Annotated in this window: 11 protein-coding genes and 4 tRNA genes; 4 read left to right on the plus strand and 11 right to left on the minus strand. The window is 56.5% G+C overall.

Annotation, left to right across the window (positions count from 1 at the left end; translation table 11 throughout):
* The first annotated feature begins 163 nt into the window (after positions 1-163).
* The 3 genes from lamB (at position 164) to FDP08_RS04565 (ending at position 5,346) form a co-directional block, all read left to right on the plus strand.
* A complete protein-coding gene (lamB, locus tag FDP08_RS04555) occupies positions 164-1,489 on the plus strand; it encodes a maltoporin LamB (protein ID WP_137434830.1) in 1,326 nt (441 codons plus the stop codon).
* 244 nt (positions 1,490-1,733) lie between these two features.
* Complete coding sequence (pulA, locus tag FDP08_RS04560) at positions 1,734-4,889, plus strand: pullulanase-type alpha-1,6-glucosidase (protein WP_137434831.1); 3,156 nt, start codon at positions 1,734-1,736, stop codon at positions 4,887-4,889.
* 31 nt (positions 4,890-4,920) lie between these two features.
* A complete protein-coding gene (locus tag FDP08_RS04565) occupies positions 4,921-5,346 on the plus strand; it encodes an early set domain-containing protein (protein ID WP_137434832.1) in 426 nt (141 codons plus the stop codon).
* A gap of 70 nt (positions 5,347-5,416) precedes the next feature.
* Here FDP08_RS04565 and FDP08_RS04570 read toward each other — a convergent pair whose 3' ends face one another.
* The 10 genes from FDP08_RS04570 to FDP08_RS04615 all read right to left on the minus strand — a co-directional run bounded on the left by FDP08_RS04570 (position 5,417) and on the right by FDP08_RS04615 (position 14,749).
* The gene (locus tag FDP08_RS04570; protein WP_137434833.1) at positions 5,417-7,270 is read right to left on the minus strand and encodes a SurA N-terminal domain-containing protein; all 1,854 of its coding nucleotides are present in this window, start codon (positions 7,268-7,270) and stop codon (positions 5,417-5,419) included.
* A gap of 171 nt (positions 7,271-7,441) precedes the next feature.
* Positions 7,442-7,714, minus strand: coding sequence for an HU family DNA-binding protein (locus FDP08_RS04575; RefSeq protein WP_027832426.1), 273 nt, complete (start codon positions 7,712-7,714; stop codon positions 7,442-7,444).
* Between the two features lie 238 nt (positions 7,715-7,952).
* On the minus strand, positions 7,953-10,370 hold the full coding sequence (lon, locus tag FDP08_RS04580) for an endopeptidase La (protein WP_137434834.1): 2,418 nt from the start codon (positions 10,368-10,370) through the stop codon (positions 7,953-7,955).
* A gap of 160 nt (positions 10,371-10,530) precedes the next feature.
* Positions 10,531-11,814 carry an ATP-dependent Clp protease ATP-binding subunit ClpX gene (gene clpX / locus FDP08_RS04585; protein WP_137434835.1) on the minus strand — a complete coding sequence of 428 codons (1,284 nt, stop codon included), beginning with the start codon at positions 11,812-11,814 and terminating at the stop codon, positions 10,531-10,533.
* A 77-nt stretch (positions 11,815-11,891) separates the two neighbouring features.
* Positions 11,892-12,527: an ATP-dependent Clp endopeptidase proteolytic subunit ClpP gene (gene clpP / locus FDP08_RS04590; protein ID WP_137434836.1), complete on the minus strand. Its 636-nt coding sequence runs from the start codon at positions 12,525-12,527 to the stop codon at positions 11,892-11,894.
* A gap of 175 nt (positions 12,528-12,702) precedes the next feature.
* A complete protein-coding gene (gene tig, locus FDP08_RS04595) occupies positions 12,703-14,010 on the minus strand; it encodes a trigger factor (protein ID WP_137434837.1) in 1,308 nt (435 codons plus the stop codon).
* Between the two features lie 213 nt (positions 14,011-14,223).
* Positions 14,224-14,308 (minus strand) — tRNA-Leu (locus FDP08_RS04600).
* Positions 14,309-14,392: 84 nt separating this feature from the next.
* Positions 14,393-14,468 (minus strand) — tRNA-His (locus tag FDP08_RS04605).
* A 94-nt stretch (positions 14,469-14,562) separates the two neighbouring features.
* Positions 14,563-14,639: transfer RNA gene (locus tag FDP08_RS04610), tRNA-Arg, on the minus strand.
* Between the two features lie 33 nt (positions 14,640-14,672).
* Positions 14,673-14,749: transfer RNA gene (locus tag FDP08_RS04615), tRNA-Pro, on the minus strand.
* Between the two features lie 164 nt (positions 14,750-14,913).
* Between FDP08_RS04615 and folD the strand changes: the two genes are divergently transcribed.
* On the plus strand, positions 14,914-15,771 hold the full coding sequence (gene folD / locus FDP08_RS04620; protein ID WP_137434838.1) for a bifunctional methylenetetrahydrofolate dehydrogenase/methenyltetrahydrofolate cyclohydrolase FolD: 858 nt from the start codon (positions 14,914-14,916) through the stop codon (positions 15,769-15,771).
* Positions 15,772-15,941: 170 nt separating this feature from the next.
* On the opposite strand, the gene FDP08_RS04625 is transcribed toward folD, so the two are convergent.
* Positions 15,942-18,122, minus strand: a complete 2,181-nt coding sequence (locus FDP08_RS04625) for a malate synthase G (RefSeq protein ID WP_137434839.1) — start codon at positions 18,120-18,122, stop codon at positions 15,942-15,944.
* Between the last annotated feature and the right edge of the window lie 8 nt (positions 18,123-18,130).

Raw genomic sequence — 18,130 nt, forward strand, 5'->3', positions numbered from 1 at the left:
TCCGGTTACAGGACTATGAAATCCGGTTTCCCAATGTCTGATTGGCAGAAGCTGCTATCACGGAAGCCGGAGGTCCGAGCCGGAACAAGCTGTCCCCTGGCAGAGTGTCCGGAACTCCGCTTCCCTGACATTCAAAAAAGACAAAAAGCACAGGACACAGATGATGCAAAACAAAAAGCGCTTTTTCCCGAACAAACTCCCGCTGGCTGCTGCCGTGACAGCAGCCATCATGGCCACTCCGGCCATTGCAGTTGATTTTCACGGTTACTCCCGTGCCGGTGTTTCAACCAACATCGGCAGTGGCGGCGAGCAGACCTGCTTCGGCAGCGGTGCTACCGGTCATTACGTTGGCCGTCTCGCCGATGAGTGCGACACCTACGCAGAGCTGGGCCTGGGTGATGAACTCTTCAGCGAGGACGGAAAGACCTTCCGTTTTGACTCCATGCTGGCCTATAGCGCCAATCGTCAGGGCAACGACTATCAGGCCCTGAACGGCGGAAACAACATCAACAACGTTGATTTCGACAGCAACGAAGTCGGACGCAACAGTTCTGACCCTTATGGCGGCGGCGATATCGCTCTTCGCCAGCTCTACGTGTCTGCCAATAACGTCATCGAATCCCTGCCTGGTGCGACACTCTGGGCCGGCAAGCGCTTCTACAAGCGTAAGGATATCCACCATCTCGACCTGTTCTATCTCAGCAACTCCGGCTACGGTGCCGGTATCGAGAACATCCAGGCGGGCGCCGGTCAGCTGTCTGTCGCCTACACCAACTCAGACACCAGTGATGGCGACAATCTTGTCCAGAACAACAAGATGGATGTTCGCTATGCGTTCCCGCTTGCAGGCGGTCACAATCTCGAGCTGATTGGCATCTACGCCATGGCGGATCTCACCGATGCCCAGCAGGACGCAGGCATTGAAGATGAAGACGGCTATTTCGTCATGGCAGAGATCTCTTCCGGCATCATGGGCGGCTTCAACAAGTTTGCGCTCCAGTACGGTGCCGACTCCATGGGCTTTACCAACGCCGAAAATGCCAGTGGTGGCCGGGTTGATAACGCCAACGTGGCAGGCTACTTCGAGTCCAGCTGGCGCATTCTGAACCACGGCGTTATCAAACTGGGCGGTGACTGGGAACTTGGTCACTCAGTGGTCTATGAAGAGGCCGAGTCACACGATCCGGCTGCCAAAGATGGTGAGCGCCTGAGCATTGTGGCCCGCCCGACCTATAACTGGTCACCGGTCATGAGTACCGCCATTGAGGTGGGCTACAGCGACACCGACCGCCCCTGGTTCGCAGAGTCCCAGGACCTGGGCAAATTCGCAGTGGCGCAGCAGTGGCAGGCCGGCCCGGGCTACTGGGCGCGCCCGGTTATTCGCGCCTACGCGGCAACCTTCTTCGGTGACGAAGCCGAGAATGCCCGTGGCGGCGAAGGCATCGATGGCGACATCCAGGTCGGTGCCCAGATCGAAGCCTGGTGGTAAGGCTCTAAACTCCACACTCTCTCGTTGGACCTCTTTGGGCCGGCTTTAAAGCCGGCCCTTTTTTGTGGGCACTCCCCTTTTTTCTACTCCCCATACTCCCCACGAACTACGCCTGCAAAAGTCTGCTGCTGAAGGATGTGCCCTGCCCGGGTTCGCGCAACCATGAAACCGTGACGTTGTGCGCCGGTGTTGCCAGTGCGCACGTTACCTTTCGAACAACAACAATGGAAAAAGGATATCCGTTATGCCTGACCATAAACTGGTTGCAGGCGGCTGGGCCCTGGCGCTTTCGCTGGCCCTTGTCGGTTGCAACTCCGGTAGCAGCAACTCGCCTTCGGATCCCGACGATTCCGGAGGTGGCGACTCAACCGCCCTGCTGGAACCCGGTGAGAACGAAGCAATCCTCTATTACAAACGCCCTGAAGGTGATTACGACGGCTGGGGCCTACACCTCTGGAACGACGCAGCATCCGGGTGCGATGGGCTGGCCGAGGGAGTACCGACAGAGTGGAGCAATCCGCACCCCTATACTGGAGTCAACGACACCTACGGCGCCTACTATGTCATCCCCATGCGCGATGACGGAGACTGCATGAACTTCATCATGCACAAGGGTGACGAAAAGGACCTGGGTGGTACTGACAAGCGCTGGCACTTCGGAGCCCTGGGCAACCGCATTTTTACCCTCAGTGGTAGCGAGTTGTTGTCCCCTGATCCGATTGAAGCCGAGAGACTGACCATCAGCGGCGCCAAAGCTCACTGGCTGGATGGCAATACTCTGGTGTTTGCGGGAAGCGGCAACGCTGCCCGGGTTGAGCTTCGCTATGATGCCAACGCAGGCATCCGTGTTGATGACGGCGACAAGACCCTTGATGGTGGAACGACCATTGCCCTGAGCGCCACAGCACTGCCGCCGGAGCTGGAACAGGCATTCCCCCACCTGGCTGACTGGCCCGCCTACTCCGTTGATACCGACTCGCAGACCAGGGCTGAGGCGCTGCGTAGCCAACTGGTTGCAGGTACCTACAACGCAGACGGCGAACTGACATCAGCCACTCGCCTGCAAATTCCCGGTGTATTGGACGACCTGTATGCCTACGATGGCGACCTTGGTGCCAGGGTTAACGGTGCAGATACCGATTTTGCGGTTTGGGCACCCACGGCCAGGAATATGCGCCTGCACGTGTTCAACGCCGACGGCACCATGGTCAGTGGCTTCCCGTTAGATATGACGCGAAACAACGGCGTCTGGACGCACACCGGCAACACGGCGGATGTTGACCGTAAGTTCTACCAGTACGAGGTAACGGTCTTCCATCCTCGCACCGATGCCATCGAAACCACGATGACCTCGGACCCTTACGCCCTCAACCTGTCAGAAAACGGGGTGTATGCCCAGGTGGTCAACCTGGCTGACAGCGACCTCAAGCCCGCCAACTGGGACACTCTGAGCACGCCACCCATGCTCGCGCCGGAAGACGTGGTGGTGTACGAAACCCATATTCGGGATTTCAGTGCCACGGATGAAACGGTGCCTGCGGGCAATCAAGGCAAGTATGCCGCATTCACCGAAACCTTGAGCGATGGCATGGCCCACCTTGGTGCCATGGCCAATGCCGGCATCACCCACCTCCACCTGCTGCCGACCTTTGATATTGCCACCATTAACGAAGACCCGGCGGAGGTCGTGAACATAGACGACGATTTCAGCAGGCTTTGTGACCTGTCAGACGAGGCGGCAGAAGCCTATGCAAACTATTGCACCAGCGGCAACACCATCCGCACGGTACTGGAATCATTCGACCCCACGACCGGCGATGCCCAGGCCCTGTACGGTACTTTTCGTGGCCTGGACAGCTTCAACTGGGGCTATGACCCGGTTCATTACACGGTTCCCGAGGGCAGCTATGCCTCCGATGCCGATGGTGTAACCCGGATACTGGAATTCCGCCGGATGGTGCAGTCGGCCACCACCCTGGGTCTGAATGTGGTGTTGGACGTGGTTTACAACCACACCAACGCCTCTGGCCTTGCCGACAAGTCGGTACTGGACAAGCTGGTGCCCGGCTACTATCACCGCCAGAACCCGGAGACAGGCATGGTTGAGCAGTCCACATGCTGTGAAAACACGGCCTCCGAACACCGGATGATGGAAAAGCTGATGATTGACTCCCTGGTCACCTGGACCTCCGAGTACAGCATCTCCGGTTTCCGCTTCGACCTGATGGGGCACCATATGCTGTCCAATATGGAAAAGGCACTGGCTGCGGTAAAAGCGGTCGACCCGGACACCTACTTCTACGGTGAGGCGTGGAACTTTGGTGAGGTAGCCAACAACGCCCGTGGCACCAATGCCATCCAGGCCAACATGGCAGGCAGCGGTATTGGCTCGTTCAATGATCGATTGCGCGATGCCGTGCGCGGCGGCGGCCCGTTCGACGTCGGTGACGCCCTGCGAGCCAACCAGGGTTTTGCCAATGGCCTGTTCAGCATACCCAATGACCGCAACAGCGGCAGTGATGCGGAAAAAGAGCGGTTGTTGCAAGTCAGCGACTGGATCCGCATTGGCATCGCCGGCAGCCTTCGTGACTACGACCTGGTGACCGCAGATGGTTCCACCCGGAGCGGTGCCGAGATCGACTACAACGGCCAGAACGCCGGTTATACCAGCGATCCCCAGGAAATCGTCAATTACGTCTCCAAGCACGACAACCAGACACTCTGGGATAACAACCAGTACAAGGCGGATTTTGCCACCACACCTCAGGAGCGCGCACAGATGCAGGTCGTCGGTCTGTCAGTGCCCATTCTCAGCCAGGGCATTCCGTTCATTCATATGGGCTCGGAGCTGCTGCGCTCCAAATCCATGGAACGCGACAGCTACGACTCCGGTGACTGGTTCAACGAAGTGGACTTCAGCTACCAGGAAACTGCCTGGAACCGCGGTCTGCCCAGGCAGGACAAGGACGGCGCCAACTGGGACCTGATTACGGAGATCATCGGCCAGTTCGAGACCAGCCCCACGGCCAGCGAGATCGTTTACACCCGGGAGCAAGTGCAGAATCTGCTGTCGGTTCGCAGCAAAAGCGAGCTGTTCCGACTGCAAACGGCTGTCGACATCAGCGAACGTCTGGACTTCCACAACACCGGGCCAGACCAGCTACCGGGCGTGATCCTGTTCAGCCTGCATGACGGCCCGGACAACGGGCTGGCTGACCTGGACAGTGATGTCGAGCAAATAGTGGTCGTCATCAACAGCACCGGCTCAGAACAGTCCCTGGACACCAGCCTGAATGACATCTTCACCATCATGGCTGATACCTCGCCGGGCAATAACGCAGTAGCAGTGAACGGTACCTTTACGGTACCGGCACTGTCCGTCGCTGTGTTCAGCAGATAGTCGCACTATTGCGGCCATAAAGGAGAAAACCATGAACAAGAAACTCACAACACTGACAATGGCTTCTGTGCTGGCGATCACCGCCGGTTGCGCCACGTCCGGCGGAAGAGATTACAGTGACTCGCTGTACCTGCGGGGCCAATTTGCCTGGTGGGATGCACTGCCGGAGTACAAGGTCAAGCAGGTGGAGAATGGCCTGTATCGAACGGAAGTTGAGCTCAAGGCTGACGGTCAGCCCTACGAGTTCAAGTTCGGCGATGCTAACTGGTCATCCGGCACCAACTGCGGGTACCTCTCCGAGGAAGACAAGGACGTGACACTGAACGAACCGGTGAAAGCCAACTGTTCGGCCGTGTTCGAGAACTTCCGCTTCACCCCGCCGGAAACCGCTACTTATGGGTTTTACTTTGACGTTCGGGGAGAGACACCGGAAATCTATATTGAAGAGGCAAACTGAAAGGCCCGGGGTATACCCCGGGCCCAACTCAGCGCAATACCGAGGCACCCTTTGACGGGTGCCTTTTTGTTTACTGGCGCTCTACTTCAGCGCGCTCCCGAAGGTACTGCTGGTATGCCTGATACTCTCGCTGGCCTTCCAGGGAAGCCAGGAAAGTGCGTAGCTGGCTGAACTCGGCCCCCTCGCGGTTTACGTTCCCTTCATTGACGGCTTCAAGGGCAATAATTGCCACGCCGTTATCGGACATGACCGAGCCATAGACCTCTTCGTCACCTTCAGGCCGCTGGAGAGAAAATACTCTGGACATGACAGCACCACCCACAGTGGGGTTGTTTCGCGGCTGGTCGTCATAGGACTGCCATTCCCCGATGCCCATCTCCTGAAGATCCTTGCCGGATTCCAGCTCCGAGATAATGGCTTCTGCGCGTTGGTCCAGCGCTTCGCGGGTCTTCTGGCGGGTCAGTGCCGCACGGATCTCGTCAGACACTTCGTCCAGAGGTTGTTGTTGGGCTTCCTGGTAGTGGGCCACCCTGGCAACCACTGACATATTATCGCCGACATCAATCAGTTCGGTATTGAAGCCATCCTGCAGAACATCTTCCGAGAACAACTGGCGCACCAACCCCTGGTGATCAAATGGCGCCTCGCCACCGTCACGGGTAATATTGCTCTTCTCTCGCACTTCCAGGCCAAGATCCTGCGCCGGACCATCCAGATCGTCAGCGGCATAAGCCAGATCAGCAAGTTCCGTGCGAACTTCGGCAAAGCGTTCTTCAGCCTTGCTGCGAGCGAGCTCCCTGCGAAGCTCGTCTTCCAGCTCCTCCAGAGGTGGTACTTCGGACTTCTGCACATCCAGCAACTTGATCAGGTGGATACCGAAGCTCGTGGAAACCGGCTCAGAGACTTCTCCCTTCTCGAGCTGGAACAGCGCTTCTTCGAAGGCTTCGTCATATACTCCTCGCCCGGCAAAGCCAAGATCACCACCCTCTTCAGCCGAAACGGTATCCACGGAATATTCTTCCGCCAGTTCTGAGAAATCCTCTCCTGCTGAGAGCCGCTCCTGAATGGTCGAAATGGTTTCCTCGGCGTCTTCACCATCTTCAATCAGGATGTGGGCTGCACGGCGCTCCTCCCTGGCAAGTTCTGATGAACGCTCCTGGTAATAGTCGCGAAGTTCGTCATCGCTGACATCGACCATTTCTGCAAGCGTTTCCCGTGACAAGGCAATGTACTGAGCATCGACTCTTTCAGACTGCTGGAACGCGTCCTGGTTATTCTGGTAGTAAGCTTCGATCTCGGCCTCTGTAACCTCAACCTGGTCACTCACCGTGTCCTCAGCGAGTGTCACCATCCGAAAATCACGTGTCTGGTTCTGAATGCGCAGCAACTGGGCTACGTGTTCCTTTGCCACGATGCCGCTCTGGGCTATTCCCGCGCGAATCTGGTTTACCACGTACTGCTTACGCATGGTTTCCCGGAACTCGCCAACGCCCATGCCCATATTCCGGACCGTTGCCACGAACCGGTCACGATTGAAGGAACCGTCCACCTGGAACTGGGGCATCTGGGTGATCAAAGAGTCGATGTCCTGACCCGAAAGTTCCAAGCCCTGATTCCCGGCATCCTGGGTCAGGACCTTTTCCTGGATCAGCGACTCCAGCACGTCCTGTCGGATCTGGTCCTCATCCAGCAGCGACGGGTCCGGATTATCCATTTGCGACAGGCGGCGCTGGCTTTCAATCTGGACAACGCGCAGAAACTCCCGCTCTGTAATATCATCTCCGTTGACTGTGGCAACCTCGGGCTCGCCGGAGAAACCGCCAACAATCGCGTCCATTCCCCAGATCGAAAGTGAAACAATCAGAAGGCCAATAATAACTTTGGCAATGGTGCCCTGGGCATTATCCCGAATATCTTGAAGCATGTTTCTCCCGGATCCCTGATCAATGTCTGTAAGGGTCTCTAAACGTAAAAAGGCGCATTCATTCAGGAATGCGCCTTGAATTCATCGGAGCTGGCTGACTGCGGTATTGCCACCGGGCCAACCGCTCCGGCAACCCCCGTCATTCCGGGCGCTGCCAAATGAAAGCTACCGTTACTTGACGGCGTCTTTCAGGGCCTTACCTGCCTTGAACCCAGGCACTTTGGAGGCCGGGATCTTGATCTCGGCACCTGTCTGCGGGTTACGGCCAGTACGAGCGGCACGCTCTTTAACAGAGAAAGTACCAAAACCAATCAGCGTTACCTGATCGCCTTTTTTGAGGGCGCCGGTAATGGAGGTGGTCATGGCATCCAGAGCACGGCCAGCGGCGGCTTTGGAGATATCTGCGGATTCTGCAATTGCATCGATCAGTTCGGACTTGTTCACACTAAACCCCTTCGATTTCAGGTTGAAGATGTTATAGGTTGGTTTGTTGTTTCCTGGACGTTCCCGACTATCGCATAAGCGGTCAGAGAATTCCATTCTTCACTTTTTTTATTCCTTGCGGCTACTAACCGGTGTACGGAATAGGCATTAACTGCGCGGGAGCCCTTGATATTGGCTGCTTCACGGCGAAACAGTTATACCAATGGGCTCTCTCGCATGTCAACAACAGGTCGTGTGTTTAATGTGTATTTATGCGCTCTGCAGCTTCGCCGTCGTCATCCCTCGGCGTGCCGGAAGCCTTTTTCGACGACGAATCTTCGGTCAGTGGTTCCGGTGGATAGGCAAGCGCGATGTCCAGAACTTCATCAATCCACTTGACCGGCCGGATCTCCAGGGATTCCTTGATGTTATCCGGTATCTCCTTGAGATCACGAGCATTTTCATCAGGGATGATCACGGTCTTGATGCCGCCACGATGAGCCGCCAACAGCTTTTCCTTGAGCCCACCGATAGGCAGTACACGCCCCCTGAGAGTGATCTCACCGGTCATGGCCACGTCCGCCCGAACCGGAATCTGGGTCAATGCAGAAACCAGCGCCGTACACATGCCAACACCGGCGCTGGGACCATCTTTTGGCGTTGCCCCTTCCGGCACGTGTACGTGAAGGTCATGCTTTTCATGGAAATCGTCACTGATACCCAGGCCAAGCGCTCGGCTTCTGACCACCGTCAATGCGGCCTGAATTGACTCCTGCATGACATCACCCAGGGAGCCGGTCTTGATGACCCTGCCCTTGCCCTTGGTTAATGCACATTCCAGGGTCAGCAGTTCGCCACCGACCTGGGTCCAGGCCAGACCGGTTACCTGCCCGACCTGGTTCTTCTCCTCGGCCAGACCATATTTGAATTTCTTCACACCCGAGTAATCCTCGAGCATCTCCGGCGTGAGGGTCACAGAGGCCTTATCGCCACTTTCTACGTGATCACGCACCACCTTGCGGCAGAGCTTGGCGATCTCCCGCTCCAGGCCACGTACGCCCGCCTCACGGGTGTAGTAGCGAATCAGGTCGCGGAGTGTTTCCTGCGGTATTTCCAGTTCGTTCTTGCGCAGGCCATTGGCCTTGATCTGTTTCGGCAACAGGTACTTGAGCGCAATATTGACCTTCTCGTCTTCGGTGTACCCCGGAATACGGATGATTTCCATGCGGTCCAGCAGGGCCGGCGGAATGTCCATGGAGTTCGACGTGCACACGAACATCACGTCCGAGAGGTCGTAGTCCACTTCCAGGTAATGGTCGTTGAAGGTGTGGTTCTGCTCCGGATCCAGCACTTCCAGCAGTGCCGACGCCGGGTCGCCACGGTGGTCCATACCCATCTTGTCGATTTCATCAAACAGGAACAGCGGGTTCTTCACGCCCACCTTGGACAGCTTCTGCAACAGCTTGCCCGGCAGCGCCCCGATGTAGGTCTTGCGGTGACCGCGGATTTCCGCTTCATCGCGCACGCCACCGAGTGCCATGCGGGTGTACTTGCGGTTGGTGGCACGGGCAATGGACTGCCCCAGGGAGGTTTTTCCCACACCAGGGGGACCTACCAGACACAGCACAGGGCCTTTTACCTTTTTCACCCGGCTCTGGACTGCCAGATACTCCAGGATACGTTTCTTGACCTCATCCAGGCCGTAGTGATCTTCATCCAGAATGTCACGGGCTTTCTCGATGTCGTGGCGAACGCGGCTGCGCTTCTTCCAGGGAATGGCCAGCATCCAGTCAATGTAGCCACGTACCACCGTGGCCTCTGCCGACATCGGAGACATCATCTTGAGCTTGTTAAGCTCCGCTTCAGTCTTCTTGCGGGCTTCTTCCGGCAGGCCGGCTTCTTCCAGCTTCTGCTCGAGCTCTTCGAAGTCGTTGTTGCCTTCACCCAGGCTACCCATTTCCTTCTGGATGGCCTTCATCTGTTCGTTGAGGTAATACTCCCGCTGGCTGCGCTCCATTTGCTTCTTGACGCGGCCACGGATGCGCTTCTCAACCTCGATCAGGTCGATCTCGCCATCGAGCTTGCCCAGCAACAGGTCCACACGCTGACGGATTTCCAGCGCTTCCAGCAGCTCCTGCTTCTCGGGAATTTTCAGTTCAAGGTGAGCCGCCATGGTATCGGCCAGACGCTCAAGTTCGGTGATACCGGTGAGTGCATTGGAAACTTCCGATGGCACCTTCCTGGAGAGTTTGACGTACTTCTCGAACTCATCCATCAGGGTTTTGACCAGCACTTCCTCTTCCCGTGCCGGCAGGGAATCCTCGTCCATCAGCATGGCCTTGCCGGCCAGGTATTCACCGTCGTCAATGTTGGTGATGGTTGCACGGGCATTGCCTTCCACCAGAACCTTGACGGTTCCGTCCGGCAGCCGGAGCATTTGCAGTACCGTGGCCACGGTGCCCATGGCAAATACGTCATCGGGACCGGGTTCGTCTGTGGAAGCATCTCTCTGGGCAACCAGCAGGATTTCCTTGTTGCCCTCCATGGCCGCTTCCAACGCCTGTATGGACTTTTCACGGCCCACAAACAGCGGCACCACCATGTGCGGGAACACCACCACGTCTCTCAGCGGCAACAACGGGTATTCTTGCACAGATTCTTCAGGTATCAGGGTCATAGAAAATCCTCTGATGATATTTATTTCAGCATATCACCCTTCATTGGGGCGACCGCAAAAATTGCAATCTTTTTACAGTTCGAATACGGGTCCTGCCGGTGTACTCCGGGCATAAAAAAAGGGCGTCGCCGCCCTTTTTCCATGTGAACAGCCCGGACACTCAGTCCTCAGGAACCGCCTTGGCGTGATCACTACTGTCATAGATTTTGAACGGTTCGGACTGACCGTTGATGACACTCTCGTCAATGACCACCTTGGAAACGTCATGCTCAGACGGAATCTGATACATGGTGTCCAGCAGTGTTGCTTCCATGATGGAGCGCAAGCCCCGGGCGCCGGTTTTCCGCGCCATGGCCTTACGGGCTACCGCGCGCAGCGCGTCCTCACGGAAGTCGAGCTCCACGCCTTCCATATCAAACAGTTTCTGGTACTGCTTGGTGAGAGCGTTCTTGGGCTCGGTCAGAATCTGGACAAGCGCTTCCTCGTCCAGTTCCGTCAGGGTCGCCACAACCGGCAGGCGGCCGACAAACTCGGGAATCAGGCCATATTTGACCAGATCTTCCGTTTCCACGTCCTTGATGATGTCACCGGTGTTCTTGACGTCTTCGGGGCCTTTTACGGTTGCCGAAAACCCGATACTGCTTCGATCAGAACGCTCCTGGATCACCTTGTCCAGACCCGCGAAAGCACCACCGCATATGAACAGCATATTGCCGGTGTCCACCTGCAGGAATTCCTGTTGCGGGTGCTTGCGCCCGCCCTGGGGCGGAACCGAGGCCACTGTCCCCTCAATCAGCTTGAGCAGGGCCTGCTGCACGCCTTCACCGGATACATCCCGGGTAATAGACGGGTTGTCAGACTTACGGGAAATCTTGTCAATTTCGTCAATGTACACAATGCCACGCTGGGCCTTGTCGACGTCGTAATCGCACTTCTGAAGAAGCTTCTGGATGATGTTCTCAACGTCCTCACCGACATAGCCCGCTTCAGTAAGCGTGGTGGCATCGGCGATGGTGAAGGGAACATTCAGCATGCGTGCCAGCGTCTCGGCAAGCAGGGTCTTACCGCTGCCGGTGGGGCCGATCAGCAGAATGTTGCTCTTGCCAAGCTCTACCTCAGCCTTGCCTTCGCCATAACGCAAGCGCTTGTAGTGGTTATACACCGCTACAGCAAGCACCACTTTGGCTCGATCCTGACCAATCACGTACTCGTTGAGTGTATCGCGGATTTCGGCGGGTGTCGGAAGACGATCGCTTGCTTCTTCCTGGGCATTTTCCTGGATTTCTTCCCGGATAATATCGTTGCACAGGTCGACGCACTCGTCGCAGATGAACACCGAAGGCCCTGCAATGAGCTTACGGACTTCATGCTGGCTCTTTCCACAAAACGAGCAGTACAGCAACTTGCCGTTATCGTCGCCTCTGCCGTTTCTTTCATCTGCCATTGAAATACCTCTGAGCTTGGTTTACCGACGCAGTCACTTCAATACGCCGGCAGGGAATGTTGCGATTACCTTCAGTATTATTTATTCGGTACACGCTTATCAAGTATAGAATCAATCAGGCCATAGTCCTTCGCCTGCTGCGGATCCATAAAATTATCACGGTCCGTGTCTTTGGCGATGGTCTCCATGTCCTGCCCGGTATGGTGGGCGAGGATGGAATTCAGAGTGTGGCGAATCTTCAGAATCTCGCGGGTGTGGATCTCGATATCCGTCGCCTGGCCCTGGTAGCCGCCCAGCGGCTGGTGGATCATCACCCGGGAATTGGGCAGACAGGCGCGCTTGCCTTCAGCGCCACCCGCCAACAGGAAAGCACCCATACTGGCGGCCTGGCCGACACACAGGGTAGCCACGTCCGGCTTGATAAACTGCATGGTGTCGTAGATGGACATACCGGCGGTAACGGAACCACCCGGGCTGTTGATGTACAGGTGGATGTCCTTGTCGGGATTCTCCGATTCAAGGAACAGCAACTGGGCCACAATCAGGTTCGCCATGTGATCCTCGACCGGACCCACCAGAAAGATTACCCGTTCTTTCAGCAGACGAGAGAAGATATCGAAAGAGCGCTCGCCTCTTGCTGTCTGCTCGATAACGATTGGCACCAGGCCGGAATTGGTAACCATTGCGGGACCATCAATTGGTTTCTGCGTCATGATGCGCGTGAACTCCTTCTGAACAATATAGAGTGGCGTGTGTCCGCCACAGCTTTATAACTCGGCTTCGCATTGCGTTACTTTGCCAGCACCGGGCCAAGATGAAAACAGCCGGACGTGCCGGCTGTTCTCCCTGTCAGGCCTGCAAGGGACATTATGAATGCCCCCACAGTTTTTAACCTTGCTGCTGCTGGCCGGCCTGAATAGCCTCTTCATACTTGAGCTTCTTCTCCTTGACCTGGGCCTTATCCAGCACCAGATCAACAACCGCATCCTCAAGAACAGACGATTCGATCTGCTGCTTCTGCTCCGGATTGCTGTTGAAGTGCGCCACAACCTCTTCAGGCTGTTCATACGTTGACGCGATTTCCTGGATCTTTTCATCCACTTTAGCAGGATCTGCCTTCAGGTCATTCTGCTTGACCACTTCCTGGAACAGCAGACCGGTTTTCACGCGGCGACGAGCCTGCTCTTCGAAGATCTCTTTCGGCAGTTGCTGCGGATCAATCTGGCCGCCAAAACGCTGTACTGCGTCCTGACGCAGACGATCAATTTCCTGGTCTACCAGGGCTGTGGGCACTTCCAGCTCAGTGCTTTCCAGAAGTCCGTCAACAACGTCGTTCTTGACCTTATTGGAGACAGCCTGCTTGAGCTCCCGCTCCATATTCTTCTGAACTTCTTCACGGAACGCGGCTTCGTCTTCAGCGTCGATACCGAACTTCTTGAAGAACTCGGTATCGAGCTCCGGCAACTGCGGTTCCTGAACCTCGTGAATCTTGATCTCGAATTTCGCCGGCTTGCCCGCCAGCTCTTCGTTCTGGTAGTCCTCCGGGAAGGTCACCTCGATTTCCAGCTCTTCGCCGGCCTTGCCGCCAACGATGCCCTTCTCGAAGCCGGGAATCATCTGGCCTGAGCCCAGAGTCAGCTTGTGGTTCTCGGCAGCGCCACCTTCAAACTCTTCACCGTCAACGAAACCTTTGAAATCAATGAGCACGACGTCCTTGTTCTTGGACTTGCGCTTGACCGATTTCATGGTGGCCTGCTGACGACGCAGGTTGTCGATCATGGTGTCGACGTCTTTCTCGGTAATCTCGGCCTTCGGCTTCTCAACGGAAATATTGCTGAAATCACCCAGCTCTACTTCCGGCAACACTTCAAAAATAGCCACGAACTCGAGGTCTTTGCCCTCTTCCATGGTCTTTGGTTCGAACTTCGGCCAGCCCGCCGGATTGATGTCCTGCTCCTGCAGCGCCTTGATGTAGTTGTCACGCATGACCTCGCCAACAATTTCCTGGCGGACGCTGTCACCGAAACGACGCTTCACCACACTCATGGGCACCTTGCCCGGACGGAAACCGTTCATTTTCACTGTGCGTGCGGTTTCCTGCAGGCGTTTCTGGACCGCCTGGTCGATTTCCTGGGCGGGCACACCAATCGTCATCCGACGTTCGATGTTGGAGGTCGTTTCAACAGACACTTGCATGGAAGATCCTCAAATTACAGGTTCGGTATGTGAATGAAAATAAAACCAAAAATCCGATTCAGGGCGAATTCCCGGAAAAGGACGCAAATTTAAAAGCGGGTAGTTTATCACGGTTTGCCATGCTGAGAGAATCACCCGGTGCAGGCTCTTTTCAGGAACAGGTCACAGACAGATCAGGGAAAGAACAAAGGGAAACAACTGACAAGAAAAAAATGGTGCGAGCGGAGAGACTCGAACTCTCACGGGTTGCCCCACTGGAACCTAAATCCAGCGCGTCTACCAGTTCCGCCACGCTCGCACACGATGCGCGAATCCACAGGCTTGAACACAAGCGTAGAGCTCCGCAGGAGCGGAAATCAACCGTGAATCATTGGGGAAAAATTGGGGTGGACGAAGGGGATCGAACCCTCGACCGCAGGAGTCACAATCCTGAGCTCTACCAACTGAGCTACGCCCACCACATCAAGACTACTGTCAGGCAGGGCCCGACCAATACTCCACACTAACTTTGCTGATTCGGTGTCTCCGGGACGGATCAGACCGTCTGCGGTTTGGCGCGCCCGGCAGGACTCGAACCTGCGACCACCGGCTTAGAAGGCCGGTGCTCTATCCAGCTGAGCTACGGGCGCATAAACCGTCTGCCCACCTGAATATTCAGAAAGTGGTCGGGGTAGAGAGATTCGAACTCCCGACATCCTGCTCCCAAAGCAGGCGCGCTACCAGACTGCGCTATACCCCGTCTGAACTGAACAACAGTAACCTCAGCAAAGTTGGCGCGCATATTACCGGCGCCGGACCCGTCCGTCAACACGCATTTGGGCTTTTTCCTCACCGATTGGCGGCAGGCCCCAAGCATGAGACAATGCGACGCCTTTATTTTCGCACAACCGACAAGACAAAGACATGAGCGCCAAACTGATTAACGGAAAAGAAATCGCCGCCACGGTTCGACAGCAGGTAGCGGCAGGCACTGAAGCCCGGAAACACCAGGGGCTTCGCGCTCCGGGTCTGGCCGTGGTGCTGGTAGGCAACGACCCGGCCTCGCACGTTTATGTAGGCAACAAGCGCAAGGCCTGTGATGAGGCGGGCATCATGTCGCTCTCCTACGACCTGCCGGAAGATACCTCGCAGGAGGCGCTGGAAGCGCTGGTTGACGAACTCAATGAAAACCCTGATGTGGACGGCATACTGGTGCAGCTTCCGCTCCCGGCTCATATGGACGCCGACCCGATCCTGATAAAAATCCGCCCGGATAAGGACGTGGATGGCTTCCACCCCTACAACATTGGCCGCCTGGTGCAACGCAAGCCCGCTCTGAGGCCCTGCACACCAGCTGGCGTCATCACCCTGCTGGACAGCATTGACACCCCGTACAAGGGCCAGCACGCGGTTATAGTGGGTGCGTCAAATATCGTTGGACGCCCCATGACCATGGAACTGCTACTGAAGGGTGCCACCGTTACGGTATGCCACCGCTTTACCGAGGACCTGGAAAAGTTCGTCAGGGAAGCGGACATCCTGATTGCTGCTGTTGGCAAGCCGGGGCTGATCAAAGGCGAATGGGTCAAGCCCGGGGCGACCGTGATTGACGTTGGCATCAACCGGATGGAAGACGGCAAACTGCGCGGCGACGTTGATTTTGCGGCTGCTTCAGAACGGGCGGCGTACATTACGCCGGTTCCGGGGGGCGTGGGGCCGATGACTATTGCGACGTTGTTGCAGAATACCCTGTATGCGGCGAATGAGCTGCATAAGGATTGAGCTGGGTTGTCGGATTACGGCTTCGCCTAATCCGACCTACGGGCGGGTACCCGGGAGTTTTCACATGTAGGTCGGATTAGGCGAAGCCGTAATCCGACAAAAGCGAGCCACTCCAGAACTTCCACCCACAAAAAACCCCGCAATTGCGGGGTTTTTTGATGGCCGGACGCTTACTGCCCGTACTTCTCTTTCGCCTTCAGGCGATAGGCGTGCAGAAGCGGCTCAGTATAGCCATTCGGCTGCTCGCGGCCCTTGAGCACCAGGTCCATGGCGGCCTGGAAGGCGATGCTGTCATCGAACTCAGGCGCCATGGCACGGTAGGACGGGTCGTTGGCATTCTGGCGATCTACCACCGCAGCCATGCGCTTCATGGTCTCGTGGATCTGATCTTCGGTGCAGATACCATGATAGAGCCAGTTGGTGAGGAGCTGCGACGCAATACGCAGCGTGGCACGGTCTTCCATCAGGCCCACATCATTGATGTCGGGCACCTTGGAGCAACCGACGCCACTGTCGATCCAGCGTACCACGTAACCGAGGATTCCCTGGGCGTTGTTGTCCAGCTCCTGCTGGATCTCTTCCGCCGACAGCGACTTCGGGTCTTCCATAACCGGAACAGTCAGGATGTCGTCCAGGTTGGCGCGGGTGCGGCTTTCCAGTTCTTTCTGGATATCGGCAACATTGACCTGATGATAATGAGTAGCGTGCAGTGTGGCTGCGGTTGGCGATGGAACCCAGGCAGTATTGGCACCAGCCTTCGGGTGGCCAATCTTGGCTTCGAGCATGCCAGCCATCAGGTCAGGCATGGCCCACATGCCCTTGCCGATCTGGGCAACGCCACGAAAACCGGTTTCCAGGCCAATGTCTACGTTCCACTGCTCGTAGGCCTGAATCCACGCAGCCTGCTTCATCGGCCCCTTGCGAATAAACGGTCCCAGCTCCATGGAGGTGTGAATTTCGTCACCGGTGCGATCAAGGAAGCCGGTATTGATAAACACGGCACGCTCTTTGGCGGCATGGATACAGGACTTGAGGTTCACCGTTGTACGGCGCTCCTCGTCCATAATGCCGACTTTCAGAGTGAAGGCCGGCAGGCCCAGGGCATCTTCCACGCGACCAAAGAACTCGTTGGTGAACGCCACTTCTTCCGGGCCATGCATCTTCGGCTTGACGATGTAAACGGAACCGGTGGTGCTGTTCTGCAGCTTGCCGGTGCCCTTCAGGTCATGGATCGCGATCAGCGAAGTCAGCAAGCCATCCATCAGACCTTCAGGCACTTCGCTGCCATCTTTCAGCAGGATGGCCGGGTTGGTCATCAGGTGGCCGACATTGCGCACAAACATCAGGCTGCGGCCTTTCAGTACCAGTTCACCACCGGCAGGTTTGGTGTAGGTACGATCCTCGTGCATCTTGCGGGTCATCTGCTGCCCGCCTTTCTCGAAGGTCTCCTCAAGGTCGCCCTTCATCAGGCCAAGCCAATTACGATAGGCCAGCGCCTTGTCGTCTGCATCAACGGCGGCAACGGAGTCTTCACAGTCCATGATGGTGGTCAGCGCGGACTCCATCAGAACGTCTTTGACGTGGGCACCGTCATCCTTGCCAATCGGGTGGCTGGCATCGATCTGGATTTCGAAGTGCATGCCGTTCTTGACCAACAGCACGCCGGTGGGTGCGTCCGCTGCCCCGGTATAACCAACGAAACCAGCCTCGTCTTTCAGGCCAGTGGATTCGCCGTTCTGCAGCTTGACCACCAGCTTGCCGCCCTCAACCAGGTACTGCGCGGCATCCTTATGGCTACCGGAAGCCAATGGTGCAGAACTGTCCAGCAGATTGCGGGCGAACTCGATAACCTTGGCGCCACGTACCGGATTGTAGCCACGGCCCTTCTCGGCGCCGTCTTCCTCGGAAATGGCATCAGTGCCGTAAAGCGCATCGTACAGGCTACCCCAACGGGCATTGGCAGCGTTCAGGGCAAAACGGGCGTTCATTACCGGAACCACAAGCTGGGGACCGGCCATGGTGGCCACTTCGGGGTCCACGTTCGAGGTGGAAATCTTGAAGTCACCCGGCTCGTCGACCAGGTAGCCGATGTCTTTCAGGAACGACTTGTACTCGGCCATGTCGAGCTTCTGACCTTTATGGTCGCGGTTCCATGTGTCCATCTTTTCCTGGATGGCATCGCGCTTGACAAGCAGTTCTTTGTTGCGGGGCGCCAGTTCGTGAACGATCTTGTCGAACTCGCCCCAGAACTTGTCAGCGTCGACACCGGTGCCCGGAATCGCTTCATTATTAACGAAATCGAACAGGTTCTTTGCGACCTGAAGGCCGCCGACTTGTACGCGTTCTGTCATCGTTGTTT

This window comes from Marinobacter panjinensis, from assembly GCF_005298175.1.
Classification (GTDB): Bacteria; Pseudomonadota; Gammaproteobacteria; order Pseudomonadales; family Oleiphilaceae; genus Marinobacter; species Marinobacter panjinensis.